Source organism: Acinetobacter sp. Tr-809, from assembly GCF_011753255.1.
GTDB lineage: Bacteria > Pseudomonadota > Gammaproteobacteria > Pseudomonadales > Moraxellaceae > Acinetobacter.
In genome coordinates this window covers 256,919-271,101 of sequence record NZ_VWVZ01000004.1, presented here as the reverse complement: position 1 = coordinate 271,101, position 14,183 = coordinate 256,919, and the positions used below count along the sequence as shown (strand labels likewise).

The window sequence follows — 14,183 nt, the reverse complement described above, 5'->3', positions numbered from 1 at the left end:
TTAGATTTCGATCTGGCTACCCAGTTCCACCACTCGATTAGTCGGGATTTGATAAAAATCACTGACTGGGCTGGTATTACGTTGCATTGAAATAAATAAATGCTCCCGCCAAGGGGCCATGCCATCCCCCACACTATGCATAATACGTTCACGCGAGATAAAGAAGCTAATCTGCATCAAATCATATTCAAACTCAAGTTGTTCATAGGCTTGAGCCAATGCACGAGGTACATTCGGCTCATCTTTAAAACCATAGAAAATTTTAATGCGATAAAACTGCTGATCTAGAGTTTCAACATGAATGCGTTCTTCTTGCGGGACAAAAGGAACATCTTCAATCACCACAGTCACCAAAATATTACGCTCATGTAAAACTTTATTGTGCTTAATATTGTGCAACATGGCATGTGGAACCACATTTGGCGTACCTGTCAGGAATATGGCATCTCCTGGTACACGATATACACTATCACCGATACTTTTTAAGAATAAATCAAGTGATAATGTGTCATGTTCAAGCTTAGCGAATGTGAGCTCACGACCCCGCTTCCAAGTCATGAGGATAACGATTGCAACAGCACCAATTAATAATGGTACCCAACCACCTGCGAATATTTTTAAAGATGCAGCAGCAACTAAAACAGACTCGAGAATGAAGAATGGAATGATGAGTAAAAATACCTTTGGTAAGCTCCATTTCCAAGCATAGTAAATAAAGACAGCAACCAAAATCGTATCGCACAGCATGGTTAATGTCACAGCTAGACCATAAGCACTGGCAAGGTTTGAACTGGTTTGAAAAATTAAAATCAGAATTAAAATTGCAATCAGCAACAACCAGTTTAAAAAAGGTACATAAATCTGACCTTCTTCTGAGTCAGAGGTATGTTTAATACTTAATCGTGGTAAATAGCCCAATTGAATTGCTTGGCGTGCCAAGGAAAACACCCCAGAAATAACCGCTTGTGAAGCAATCACCGCTGCCATCGTTGCCAAGATAATCATCGGGTATAACGCCCAACTTGGCACCAATAAATAAAATGGGTTTTCAATCGCTGCTGGATTTCGCAGCAATAAAGCCCCTTGGCCTGCATAGTTTAAAACCAAGCAAGGTAACACCACACTAAACCATCCAAACCGAATTGGACGTGGGCCAAAGTGCCCCATGTCTGCATACAGTGCTTCTCCCCCAGTAACCGTTAACACCACGGCACCCATAATAAAGAAAGACTGAACTGGATGAGTAAAAATAAACTGTATTGCCCAATGTGGACTCACCATCCCTAGTACAACAGGTGTCTGTATCACACTGGCAATACCTAAAATGCCGAGTGACAAAAACCAGACTAAAGTTATTGGTCCAAAAAACTTACCAACAAAGGCTGTGCCATGTTTCTGCATCAAAAACAGCGTAGTCACAATCACGATCGCAATTGGCACAATGAAGGGATCAAGCACATTGGTGGCAATGGATAAGCCTTCAACTGCGGAAAGAACGGATATTGCTGGGGTGATAATACCATCTCCAAAGAATAAAGATGCCCCGATAAAACCAATCGCAATGAGATAGATCTTTTTTGTATCTGATAATTTCGCTTTACGCAGGTTCAAGGCCAATAAAGCCATGATCCCACCTTCACCATTATTGTCTGCACGCATAACGATCGCGATGTATTTAATACTGATGATCAGCATTAAGCACCAGAAAATAATAGACAAAATGCCTAATACATTTTCAGGTTGAATTCCTAAACCATGAGCGGCATGGAAGGATTCCTTTAACGCATATAGAGGACTTGTTCCGATATCTCCAAAGACCACCCCAAGCGCTGCCAACGCTGTGGCAGGCAATGCTGCTTTTTTTGTAGTATTTTGCATAATGAGCTTTCTTTAACTGTTATAGGGCAAGACTTTGGTCATTTATTTTCTTTAAGCATATGCTCTATTTCTCGCGAAGAATACCCTCTCTCTTTAAGAATCTGAACAATAATCTGCTGTATTTCTTTCGATGCACCGACATATTTCTCAACCAGCACATCTACGCTATATCCCATCAGTATGTCTTTTTTATTAAGCAGCAGGTTATGAACATGATTGTCTTGATCAGATGTATTAAAGAAACCCATTAACCTATCCATAAGAATGATTGCAAAGTGTATTTTAATAAACTTAAAAAAATGGCCGCGTAAAATTTGCGTAAATTTTTAGGCTATGCCTTCTAAGCGCAACATGTCCAAGCTCTCCTAAAACTACAATCAAAGTTCTAGCTTTAAGAAATAAATTTAAGTTTGGGGTATTTGGCCAGATAGTACTCAAGTCAATATTCTAGACGCTTGTTTTTTAATAGTTGAACTTGTTCGATATCATGTAGCGTAAGAAAGATGGTCTTTACTCATATTCCCAATTTAAATGGGATTAACACAGATAAGAAAAAAGCCCTTGTTTTCACAAGGGCTTTTTTAGATATTTGGCGGAAGCGGTGTCCGTCTAACAGCAGTCCTAAACAATCCAAACCATTAGTATAAACATATATTTTACAATAACTTAGTATTTTTATTATCCTAACCAGTCTTGTCTTATCCTACCATTTCCATTATTTTATGAGGGGTAAGTTGTGGGGTAAAAAAGAACATGCCAAAGAAATCTAAAGAACTTTCTGCACTCAGTGTAGCAAAAATTAAGGAGACTGGGCGACATTCTGTAGGGGGTGTCGATGGCTTATGCTTGAATGTGGAAGGCAATTCCCGTGTCTGGATTTTACGTGCTGTGGTAGGTAAACGTCTGGATAAAAATGGAAAGTTAAAACCTCATCGCCGTGATATAGGGATAGGTCCCTACCCTGAAGTTTCTTTAGCTGAAGCGCGCGCTAAGGCCACTGATTTAAGACTACAAATACGAAATGGCATCGATCCTATTGCCCATAAACAGGAACAGCTTGAAAAGCTTCACATCCAACAACTACGGAACAAAACATTTATGGAGTGTGCAAAAGTCGTTATTGCCAATAAAACCCGTGAACTCAAAAATGAAAAGCATATTGGTCAATGGTCATCAACATTAGAAACCTATATTTATCCAACGTTAGGTGATCTTAGTATCAGTAATATTACCAAAGCCGATGTTGTTGCGGTGCTTGAACCCATTTGGATTGAAAAAAATGAAACAGCCAAACGTATTCGTGGTCGTATAGAGACCATTTTCGATTATGCCAAGGCTATGGGATATTTTGAAGGTGACAACCCTGCTGCATGGAAAGGCAATCTTGAGCCTATCTTAGGTAACTTAAAACAGGAATCACGCCCTCATCCATCCCTACCTTACGACCAGCTGGCTGAATTTATTCAGCATCTTCGCCAGAAAAAAGGGATTTCACCTAAAGCTCTGGAATTTGCAATTTTAACTGCATGTCGTTCTGGTGAGATTTTTGGAGCGAAATGGCAGGAAATTGATTTTAAGAATAAGATTTGGATTATTCCTAAAGAACGGATGAAAGCAGATAAAGAACATCGTGTGCCTTTATCAAAGGAAGCTATAAATTTGCTTAAGTCAATTCAAGAGTATACTCAACCACAAGATTTCATCTTCCCAGCTCCACGTAGTGGTGAAATGCTTTCTGATATGTCCCTGACTACGCTGATCAAACGTATGCATGAGCAAAAGCTGAAAGAAAATGGCCTAGGTTATATAGACCCTAAACAAAACCGTGTCATTACAACGCATGGTTTCCGCTCTACATTCCGCGATTGGTCAGCTGATAAGACTGAATACCCACGTGAAGTTTGTGAGCATGTATTAGCACATAAGCTACCAGATGAAGTTGAAGCTGCTTATTTACGTGGAGCATATTTAGAAAAACGAAAAGAATTAATGAGAGATTGGGCAAAGTATTGCCATCAATAATAATTGTTATATATTACTGAATAGTAAAGTAAAAATAAGGTTCTATACGTGGCGTTAGAAGCAGGCGGTTTTGCTGAGAAATTGGGCAACTATTTTGAGACAAATTGGATTGCCAATCAATTCATTAGACTTCTTCAAGAAAAAATTGCTTATGTCACTATAGAGCCCATAGGTACTGATGAAGTAGGCGTAGACGTTATTATTGGGCGACTAGATGGCAAAACAGAACACCATCAATGCAAAGCTGGAAATGGAAGCAATGAATTTTGGACTCTTTCAGCCTTAAATAGTACAAACATATTAAAAAATGCCAAGTTCCAGATTGAGCAAGGCACTGAAGAATTTAATCTTGTTTCTCCTTTAACTTGTAAACTAATGGCAGACTTACGTTTAATTGCATTGAATTACAATGAGGTACCTCAAGATTTTTTAACTTACCAAATTAACTCTAGTGCAGAAAGACAAAAGGGTTTTTCACAGCTATGTACATATCTTGGTTTGGATATCCAACAAGATAGACATTTGGAACGTGCAATTAATTTCCTACAAAAATTTGTAGTGACCAGTTACTCTGAAGATGCCTATCAACGGAATGAGCTACTAGATAAGGCTTCTATACTCTTTTTTGACCAACCGATTAATGTGATTAATTTTCTAAAAACGTATCCTGTTGGCTTTAATAAGCTTAGGCAAAAAATTACAGCTTCTCAACTAGTAAACGATCTTGAGGCCCACGGTTTCAGTCTAAAAATCACTCCTAATGATGAAAGAATCACGACTGTTATTCGACAGCTGTCAGAAGAATTCGTTAATTCTATTGAACCTCATCTAATTACTCAAAATGTTATCCCTCGTCCTGAACTTAATGAAATTGTTCAATCAGTAAATCAAACAGCCATCACTCTTATTAAAGCAGAAGCTGGTATCGGTAAAAGTGTTGCCTTATTGGACTTACATCGCCATTTACAAGCACAAAATGTTATTAGTATCCCCATAAGGCTTGATCGAAAGCACCCTGAAAATAACATAGATCAATTCGGGCAAGATTTAGGCTTCCCCTCTTCCCCTATTAGCTGTTTAAAAAATTTTGCGAAACATCAAAAAGTCGTGATTCTTTTAGATCAACTAGATGCAATACGTTGGACAGGATCACATTCAAGTAACGCCTTAGAAATATGTCGTCAATTAGTAAGACAAATTCTTAGTTTACGTCAAGAAAAGATTCAAATTAGTATTATTCTTGCTTCTAGAGATTTTGATGCGCAGGAAGATGCAGCCCTTTCAAGTTGGATTGGTAGTCTTACCAGCCATCTTAGTGAAATTAGTATTTCCACATTAGATCAATCAATAGTTAGTAATCTCATCAAAGATTATGAGGCTTATAATTCACTGACTGAAGAAAAAAAGAAAACTTTACAGATTCCTTTATGGCTTAATATTTATTTAACGATCGCAGAAAGAATCCAATCTGCTCCCCAGTTTACAAATAAGTTAGAGTTAGTACGACTCTTTAGAGAGAATCGCATAGACCTCTTAGAAATTAGTCACCACATTTCTAAACAAGATGCTATAAATCTTATCGATATTATTGTTGAACAAATGTCTCGTAACTCACGCCTGAATGTAAATGAAAACGTTCTACCCCCTGGTAGCCAAAATACATTACATGCTTTAATTTCTGTAGGACTATTATCCAAGCAAAGCACTAGAATAAGTTTCAGACATCAAGCTCTTTATGATTATCAAATCGGTCTTAAGTTCTTTAATGAGGCTATGATATCTACCGACAATCTAATTCAAATGCTTGGAAACCGTAACGAACAAACTTTAACCAAGCGTGAGCATTTAAAATATGCTCTAAATCTTTTACTTGAAGCAGAACAAACCTCATTCTGCAATAGTATTAGAGCAATAATTTTTAATGAGAATATAAGATTTCACTTGAAATATTTAGCCCTCAATTCACTAAAAAATATAAAAGATTTAAAAAAACCCGCTAAGCTCTTGATTGATGAAATTATTGCTGAACCCAGCTTATTTATTAAATTCCTAAATAATAGTTGTTATGAGAATGTGGCAATTTTATCCTATCTTTCAGAAAAAAAATATTTGAATAGTTGGTTGAATGACCATAATCCTGAATTGCTAGATATTACTTTAAGATTACTCAGATCGATTGCAGACTATTCACCAGATCTTGTTCTCTCTGAAATGAAACCATTTATAGGGAAGTCTGAACAATGGGATAGATATGTCTATAACACCTTATGCTGGGATATCGCTAATGACTCAGTAGAAATGTTTGAAGTACGCACACAGCTTATAGCATCAGGCTGTTATGTCAATTTTGTCAACTGGAAAGATCTTTCTAGAAAGAATCCCCTACGAGCCTTAGACCTGATTGAATTAATGCTGGATCATTATCAAGATATTATAGAAATTGATTATTATTCCGAACAACGTTCTAGCAAACCCAAATTTTCGAATAGAGATAATTGGTCAATTTTCGAACTGGATGAAATTATTACACTCGCTAATGCAATTCCCCAAGAAGCTATTCGTAGATTACTTGCTCGCTTATCTAATCTCTTAAGCAGCACAACTAATGAGGAACAACTGTATCACTGGTTATCTAAAAAAACTAAGTACAATAACGATCCTGTAGCTAATTTAATTCATGGAATAATTGAATTACTCGAAAAATCAGCTGAAAAATTACATGATCAACCTAATCTTTTGTTTGAGTTAATTCATAGCTATAGCAACAACCAAAATTTTGTATTCAATCATGTATTAGCTAGAATTAACATACATCTATCACTAGATTATTCAGATTTTATCATCGAATGGATTTTAGCCAATCCAGAAATACGTTTTCAATGTGGGAATACCTACAAAGAACCAGCCTGGATATTATCAGGGAAAATAATTGAAAAGTTTTCTCCATTCTGTTCAGAAACCTTATTTCATGAATTGGAAAATCGAATTTTATTTTTTTCTTCTTTTGATTATGACGATATAAAAAGACAGCTTAAGTATAGAAGAACAGGCTATTTCTCTCATTATTGGGGAGAAACTCAGTACTTCTTGCTACCAAAACTTGATAAAAACAGGCGGTCTATCCAATCAGAACAAATGATCCAGATACTTAACCGTAAGTTTGGTCAATCTAAACCATCAGATTTTTGTAAAATATACGAAATAAATAGTGGTTGGGTCACCTCTCCTATACGCAAAGCTAATCAGCTTTCTGATAAAGCATGGACTGATTTGATTCTTACACCTGCAACAGAATTTAACTCATTTAGATTAAAACGTATTAATGGCGATACTCTAGCAGAAGCAAGTATCCATCAATTTTCTAATGCATTAATTACTGCTACAAAGAATCAACCTATTCGCTTCTGTCGATTAGCCTTATCCTTACCTAAAGATATTGATAGTCAATATATTGAAGCCTTCTTTCGAGGCTTACGTGATTCCAGTTTATCGAATGTTACTGAACCATATCGTGATAGTTGGCAATCCCCTCCTATTGAATTAATTGAGCAAGTATTAGCCCACTTTTCACTAATGGATGATGGTCACGCCTTAATTGACTTATTAGATACTCGTATAAAAACATTATCTCCACAATATATTGAAAAAATTGAATATTTAGCGATAAATTCAAAAGATCCAATACAGGGTCAGCTCAACATCTACGACCCTCAAAAGGGAAATGATCCAGAAGTAATTTCAGCTGAAGAGCTTAGGGGTAATACAATTAACTGTGTAAGAGGTAAAGCTTATTTGGCTATTGCTGAACTCTTTTGGAATGATAAAGAATATGCTTTGTCTCATAAGCATTTTGTAGATTTAGCTATAAATGACCCTCATCCAGCAGTAAAAATGGCTGCACTGGAACTCTTAGCTCCTTTGTTAAATTATGACGAAGATTTTGCCTTCACCCAATTTCTTGCTTTATGCAACAAAGACCTAAGAATGGCTTGTGGTTATGAGTCACACTATTTTTTCAATAATGGTTTTAAAGGTAAACATCAAGAAGATTTAATTTCACTTGTTTTGAAAATGTTAAGCTCAGAATATCAAGACGTTCGTAAAGAGGCAGCACGCCAAATATATGCTCGCTGGTATTTTTATAACCTCTTTCAGGATGAACTCAAAATCATTTTTAATGATGCAGGTATTCTAAAAGAAGGCTGTACATCCGTTGTAGAACAACTCCTATGTGATGGACATGGAGATGAAAATTTAGAAAAATTGCAATCATCTTTTGAGATATTAGTTAATGATAACGATGAAGGTATATTGCGTTCAATTAGTAATATCGTTGGTCATGATGAATTTTGGAACAAACCAAATTCAGCAGAACTATTTGAAATATTTGCCAACTCTAAAGCTGCTCATTTTAACCTATATGGCTTATTTCATTACTTTGAAAACAAAGGTGATAGTTACACTGAATATAGCTCATCACTTTTAAAATTAGTTATTAATATAACAACTAACTCAACCGTCAATAGTGAATTTAAAAATGAAAGGTTCCAGGACTCAGAAATTATAAAAGTTGTACAACGTCTTTATGATGAGGCAACAGATGATGAAGATAGCGACACTCTTAACATTTGTTTAGATATATGGGACTACCTATTTCAGTCAGATGCTTATTCTTCACTTGTTTTAAGAACAACCAACCATATAGAAAATGGTCTTCTAAGTTAAATGATAAGAGCACTAAATTAGGTATGAGTATGAAATCCAATAGATAAATCTATCTAATAAATTATTCACCTCACACTGGACAGAGAATACATTTTCAATATGTCTCTGTCCAAGGTGAAATACATTATCTTTCTTTATTTGATTGAGAAAGTACTGAAGCTGCTAAAGTTTTTGTAGTATCACTATATTTTTCACTTTGTAATACTTTTGAAGCTTTTGACTCCATATTACTACTTGTCTGTTTACCTGAATGTGTCTGAGCTAAAGCAGAGCCCGCAAGCTCCTTCTGAACTGCTGAAGATGAGGGATTACGTAATACTTCTGAAGCTAAAGAACCAACTTTACTAGAAGTTTGTTTTGAATTTTTTGACATAATATGAATACCTTAAATTAAGAAACTTAAATCATATCTTGCCTATCAATTTGATCAACATTTAAACGACACAGCTTGACGCTGTAAAATATTTCCCGATGAAATACGAGTAGAGACTATCCCAACTGATACAATTCAAAGCCTGCACCGACTGCTGCAAGCCTTTCTGGATATCCTGTACATAGTTAAGTTCATGCGTTTGCTGCTGCTTTGTTATCCTCTTTATAGAACTCCATCTATGCCCTTAGCATGTGCATATACTGTTAGTAAAGTTGCATTGAATGTGTCATCTCTTTGTTCAGTACAAAATTTGCTGTAGTAGAAAAGGTTATTAAAAAAAGTATGGGGAATGTGACATACATCTCTGTTCTCCAGGTGAAATGATTGCCCTTTTCCCCTATCCTATAAGCAGCTCCATAAAAAGTCTTTATCAATGAACGATGCAACACTACTGCAAGATCTAAACGTTTTGATCGACCATTACATCACTAAAAATGGCTATAAACCCAATAGGGTTCTCATCGGATATAAAGCTTATACTGTTTTAATGCACGATCAATCTTTTGCCAGAGAGTTAACTGATTCAGCTATTGAACCCAATAAACGTAAGTATAGAAAAATTAAAATAAAACTTACAAAAGATGATAACCAACTAGAATTAGAGTAACAAGTTACCGCTGAAACTCGTTTCTGACTCAAATGGGTGCATTAACAATGCTAATCGCACTCATAGATTCACCTTATCTTCTGTATAGTATTTTTCTAATTCAACAATAAGTTGCTCTTTCCCCTCTACCCCATATAATTCAAAATTAATTGCTTCTAGGTAATTCGTTATAAAAATCAATCTACTATTATAATCATTTTGCCTCCCCATTTCTTGTAGAAAGTTCTTATAGTCTACTAATAGCCTATAACCACTTTTCGTATTTCTTTTTATACGACCTGCTTTCGTTTGATATTCCATTACACATTGCTCCTTCTTATATAATAAAAAACCCACCTGAGTGGGTTAAAAAAATCAGTTAGTCTGGTGTGTTGGAAAACATAAAATTATGATTTTTTTATGTCTATACGAGCTCTTTTTTATTCTTCTCAAATGAGCTTAATAACACTTCATGACAATATAGTGACCAAATCATGTCAACCAACCTCTCGATCCATCAGATATCTCTGAGCAATATGGGCCGATTGATCCTGTTCAGGTTGACATTGTAGCCATGTCCCATCTGCTTGAAGCTCCCAGGCTCTACGATTATCTTTCAAATAATTCTTCAGGCCATCTTCAATAATGAGTTTTTTTAGCTTCTTATCTTCGATCGGAAAACAACATTCAATACGGGAGAACAGATTTCGACCCATCCAGTCTGCACTGGCGCAATACAGTTTAATCTCACCATCGTTATAAAAATAATAAACACGCGTATGTTCTAAATAGCGTCCCACGATTGAACGGACTCTAATATTTTCTGAAAGCCCTTTGACTTGTGGTCGTAAACAACAAATTGAACGGATAATTAAATCGATCTGAACACCTGCCTGCGATGCTTTATAAAGTGCATTAATCAGTTGAGGTTCAGTCAAGGCATTTACCTTGATCATAATCTGCGCTTTTTTACCAGCTTTACTATTTTCAATTTCTTGTTGTATCAATTCAATAAGTTGCGAATGTAAGGTGAAAGGTGCATGGAAAAGTTTTTTTAATTTTGCCATCTTCCCCATACCAGTTAACTCCTGAAAAACTTTATGTACATCCTCACAAATGTCATCATCACTGGTTAATAAACCATAATCTGTATAAATTTTTGCATTGGTCGCGTGATAGTTTCCTGTACCTAAATGCACATATCGTTTGATTCTATCTTGCTCTCTACGTACCACCAGAATCATTTTGGCATGGGTTTTATAGCCAACAATTCCATATACAACAACTGCACCCGCCTCTTGAAGTACATTGGCTACTTCAATATTTGATTCCTCATCAAAACGAGCTCTTAATTCAATAACCGCTGTTACTTCTTTGCCGTTTCTAGCGGCTTCTGCAAGAATTTTGACAATCTCTGAGTCTGCGCCACTCCGATAGAGTGTTTGTTTAATCGCGAGTACATTGGGATCATAAGCAGCATCTCTGAGGAGCTTGATCACTGGAGCAAAACTATCAAATGGATGATGTAACAATACATCTCCTGCTTGTAGCACATCAAAAATTGGTTTTTTGGTATAGAGTGCTTTTGGGATTTTTTGTTGGTAGGGCTGAAAGCGTAATGCTGGTAAATCAAAATTGGCAATAAAACGGGCTAGATTGACAGGTCCATCCACATGATATAAATGCTGTTTTTCTAACTCAAATTGTTCCAACAAATAGTCTGCAATATGCTCAGGACAGTTTTTATTCACCTCTAATCGAACGGCGCGCCCAAATCGTCTAGCGGATAATTCACCTTTTAGCGCAATGGCTAAGTCTTCAACATCTTCTGAGACGGTTAAATCGGCATTCCGTGTGACACGAAATTGATAGCATCCCGTGGCTTTCATACCAGGGAACAAATCTGCAATATGTTCCTGAATAATCGCAGACAGTAAAATGTAATGCTCTGAGTTACCTGAAATTTGATTTGGCAATTTAACCAATCGAGGCAATGATCTCGGCGCTGGTACGATGGCTAAATCAATTTCTCGTCCAAATGCATCTTTTCCTTCTAAGGTCACAATAAAATTCAGACTTTTATTGACCAAACGTGGAAATGGATGTGCTGGATCTAAACTAATAGGAGTAACAACAGGTTGCACTTCATTAAAAAAATAATCTTTGATCCAAGCTTTATGCTTTTCGAGGATGTCCGCATACTGGATATAATGAACACCATGACCTTGCAATTGAGGAAGAATAGAATGGTTTAATATTTTATATTGTTCTTCTACCGCTTCATGAACGACTTTCGAGATTTGCTCTAAGACATCATTGAGCGCCGTCCCTTCAGGCCCCAGCGTTTGAGTCGACATGTTCATTTGCTGTCGTAAACTAGCAACGCGGATTTCGAAGAACTCATCCAGATTGCGAGAAAAAATAATTAAAAAATTAAGGCGTTCAAGCAGTGGATGACCATCATCTTTTGCCTGTGCAAGCACGCGTTTATGAAACTCTAATAAAGATAACTCTCGATTTATATAAGTTTCCAAACAGTGTTCCTGACCATTTGTTAGTGCATGCAATGATGTCATGATTTACTCGTATACTATTTTTTTAGGGTACCCAAACTAGATCACCCAACTTTATCTAATTTTCTAAAAAATATATTGCAGATAAATGACTTTAGCCGAATAAACTCATGTAAATAAATAATCTTTTACTGTACTGTTTTTATTTACTTGAGTACAAAGGCTCATCCAGAGAAGAGTTTCCGATGAAGCCTCACTCTATCTCTGGCATATAGACAAAATAGTTTATTTAGCGACAAACTGTAAAAACAACCAATATAATCCACCTGAAAGTAAGATCGTTGCTGGTAATGTAAAGATCCACGCTGAAAGAATGGTTTTAACTGTATTAAAGTTTAATCCCGACTTATTAGCGACCATTGTTCCTGCAACAGCACTATTTAATACATGAGTTGTCGACACTGGCATACCAAAACCATCCGCTGCGGCGATCGTACTCATTGCAACCAATTCTGCTGACATCCCTTGCCCATAAGTCATATGATTTTTACCTATACGCTCTCCAACGGTTACTACAATTCGCTTCCACCCCACCATTGTTCCTAAGCCCAAAGCAAGTGCAACTGCAACCTTCACCCAGGTTGGAATATACTGAAGAAATGCATCTAAACTTTTACGATAGTCTTTTACTGTTTTTGCCTGCTCATCAGTCATCATCGGTAATTGCTTAGCTTTTTCTAACCGCTTAAATGCTGTTGTACTCAAATACATGTCATTGCGAATTACAGTAACTTCATTTTCAGGAATACTTTTTAAATCTTTATGGTGTCCAATACGTTCACCTAACTCATGTGTTACAACAGCTAAAGCAGGTAAAACTTCAGGATTAATTTCTTTCGTCTGAATATATTTTGTAATCACCCCTCGAGCTTGATCATTTGATAAATGAAATTGGTTTTGAGAGTCGAGTACTTGAACTGTTTGATTTGATAATTGCCCAAAAGTTTGCAACTGATTGGTATCAATATTCTTATTTAAAGAATAGGCCAAAGGAACTAAGCCAATCAAAATTAGCATGATTAAGCCCATACCTTTTTGGCCATCATTAGAACCATGCGCAAAACTTACTCCACTACAAGTAAAAATTAGAATTGCACGAATCACTGGCGGTGGTGGTTTATTGCCTACAGGAGGTTGGAATAATTCTATTTTTTTCTTAAAAATTGTTTTTACTAAAATGAATACAATGGCTGCAAAAGCAAATCCAATCAAGGGAGAGAAAAGTAATGCTTTCCCAACCTTGAGCACTTGATCCATATCAACATTTGAGCCGTTTCCTGATGACAATAGATAATTCATCACGGCAACACCTAAGATTGATCCGATCATGGTATGTGAACTTGACGCAGGAATCCCCAGAAACCACGTTCCTAAGTTCCACAAAATGGCAGCAATCAGCATTGCAAAAACCATTGCAAAACCAGCTCCTGAACTGACATTCATAATCAGCTCTACAGGAAGCAATGCGATAATCCCATAGGCTACAGCACCACTTGCAACCATAACCCCTAAAAAGTTACAGAAACCCGCCCACATTACAGCAACTGAGGCTGGTAATGCATTCGTATAAATTACTGTGGCGACAGCATTCGCGGTATCATGAAATCCATTTACAAACTCAAAGCCTAAAGCAACTAGTAAAGCTGCTGCTAATAAAATTATCGAATAAAGGCTTAGCGAAGGAACATTAGATAAATCCGCTGATAATTGAAAACCTATATAAATCAATGTAGCAATAAGAATTGCCAAAAATATAGGCATGAATAATTTTGGTGATGCTGTATGTACATTCGTCGATTTTTCTGACAAATGCTCCGTAGTATTTGGCACTGAAATGGAATCTGAATTCATAAGGTAGACGATACTAAAAAAGACACCTGTATTTTTAAAGTTAAATAATGACAATCCGTTGACAGTCTTATCAAACTAAAGAAACCATTTATAAGTAATTAATATTTAATCCATT

9 protein-coding genes are annotated in these 14,183 nt (G+C 36.3%); 3 read left to right on the top strand and 6 right to left on the bottom strand.

Annotated features, from left to right (window positions below):
* Both F3J02_RS11080 and F3J02_RS11075 read right to left on the bottom strand, forming a co-directional pair.
* A complete protein-coding gene (locus F3J02_RS11080) occupies nucleotides 1-1,878 on the bottom strand; it encodes a potassium transporter Kup (RefSeq protein ID WP_167249276.1) in 1,878 nt (625 codons plus the stop codon).
* Between the two features lie 38 nt (nucleotides 1,879-1,916).
* Complete coding sequence (locus F3J02_RS11075; RefSeq protein ID WP_023270098.1) at nucleotides 1,917-2,126, bottom strand: hypothetical protein; 210 nt, start codon at nucleotides 2,124-2,126, stop codon at nucleotides 1,917-1,919.
* Nucleotides 2,127-2,631: 505 nt separating this feature from the next.
* On the opposite strand from F3J02_RS11075, the gene F3J02_RS11070 reads away from it, so the two are divergent.
* A complete protein-coding gene (locus F3J02_RS11070; protein ID WP_167249274.1) occupies nucleotides 2,632-3,900 on the top strand; it encodes a tyrosine-type recombinase/integrase in 1,269 nt (422 codons plus the stop codon).
* A gap of 48 nt (nucleotides 3,901-3,948) precedes the next feature.
* Nucleotides 3,949-8,625, top strand: a complete 4,677-nt coding sequence (locus F3J02_RS11065; protein WP_167249272.1) for a hypothetical protein — start codon at nucleotides 3,949-3,951, stop codon at nucleotides 8,623-8,625.
* Between the two features lie 124 nt (nucleotides 8,626-8,749).
* Here F3J02_RS11065 and F3J02_RS11060 read toward each other — a convergent pair whose 3' ends face one another.
* Entirely contained in the window at nucleotides 8,750-8,998 is a 249-nt protein-coding gene (locus F3J02_RS11060; RefSeq protein WP_167249270.1) for a hypothetical protein, read from the bottom strand.
* A 433-nt stretch (nucleotides 8,999-9,431) separates the two neighbouring features.
* Here F3J02_RS11060 and F3J02_RS11055 point away from each other — a divergent pair, with 433 nt between their 5' ends.
* The gene (locus F3J02_RS11055; RefSeq protein ID WP_167249268.1) at nucleotides 9,432-9,665 is read left to right on the top strand and encodes a hypothetical protein; all 234 of its coding nucleotides are present in this window, start codon (nucleotides 9,432-9,434) and stop codon (nucleotides 9,663-9,665) included.
* Between the two features lie 60 nt (nucleotides 9,666-9,725).
* Here the strand turns inward: F3J02_RS11055 and F3J02_RS11050 are convergent, their stop codons facing one another.
* From F3J02_RS11050 to F3J02_RS11040, 3 genes are all read right to left on the bottom strand, one after another.
* On the bottom strand, nucleotides 9,726-9,965 hold the full coding sequence (locus F3J02_RS11050; RefSeq protein ID WP_167249266.1) for a hypothetical protein: 240 nt from the start codon (nucleotides 9,963-9,965) through the stop codon (nucleotides 9,726-9,728).
* A gap of 176 nt (nucleotides 9,966-10,141) precedes the next feature.
* The gene (ppk1, locus tag F3J02_RS11045) at nucleotides 10,142-12,220 is read right to left on the bottom strand and encodes a polyphosphate kinase 1 (protein WP_167249264.1); all 2,079 of its coding nucleotides are present in this window, start codon (nucleotides 12,218-12,220) and stop codon (nucleotides 10,142-10,144) included.
* A gap of 222 nt (nucleotides 12,221-12,442) precedes the next feature.
* On the bottom strand, nucleotides 12,443-14,068 hold the full coding sequence (locus F3J02_RS11040) for an inorganic phosphate transporter (RefSeq protein ID WP_167249526.1): 1,626 nt from the start codon (nucleotides 14,066-14,068) through the stop codon (nucleotides 12,443-12,445).
* Between the last annotated feature and the right edge of the window lie 115 nt (nucleotides 14,069-14,183).

What these genes read in the sequence shown, in the direction of transcription:
- F3J02_RS11060 (WP_167249270.1), bottom strand. Translation starts at nt 8,998, where the DNA reads ATGTCAAAAAATTCAAAACAAACTTCTAGTAAAGTTGGTTCTTTAGCT.
- F3J02_RS11080 (WP_167249276.1), bottom strand. Translation starts at nt 1,878, where the DNA reads ATGCAAAATACTACAAAAAAAGCAGCATTGCCTGCCACAGCGTTGGCA.
- ppk1 (WP_167249264.1), bottom strand. Translation starts at nt 12,220, where the DNA reads ATGACATCATTGCATGCACTAACAAATGGTCAGGAACACTGTTTGGAA.
- F3J02_RS11070 (WP_167249274.1), top strand. Translation starts at nt 2,632, where the DNA reads ATGCCAAAGAAATCTAAAGAACTTTCTGCACTCAGTGTAGCAAAAATT.
- F3J02_RS11040 (WP_167249526.1), bottom strand. Translation starts at nt 14,068, where the DNA reads ATGAATTCAGATTCCATTTCAGTGCCAAATACTACGGAGCATTTGTCA.
- F3J02_RS11075 (WP_023270098.1), bottom strand. Translation starts at nt 2,126, where the DNA reads ATGGGTTTCTTTAATACATCTGATCAAGACAATCATGTTCATAACCTG.
- F3J02_RS11050 (WP_167249266.1), bottom strand. Translation starts at nt 9,965, where the DNA reads ATGGAATATCAAACGAAAGCAGGTCGTATAAAAAGAAATACGAAAAGT.
- F3J02_RS11055 (WP_167249268.1), top strand. Translation starts at nt 9,432, where the DNA reads ATGAACGATGCAACACTACTGCAAGATCTAAACGTTTTGATCGACCAT.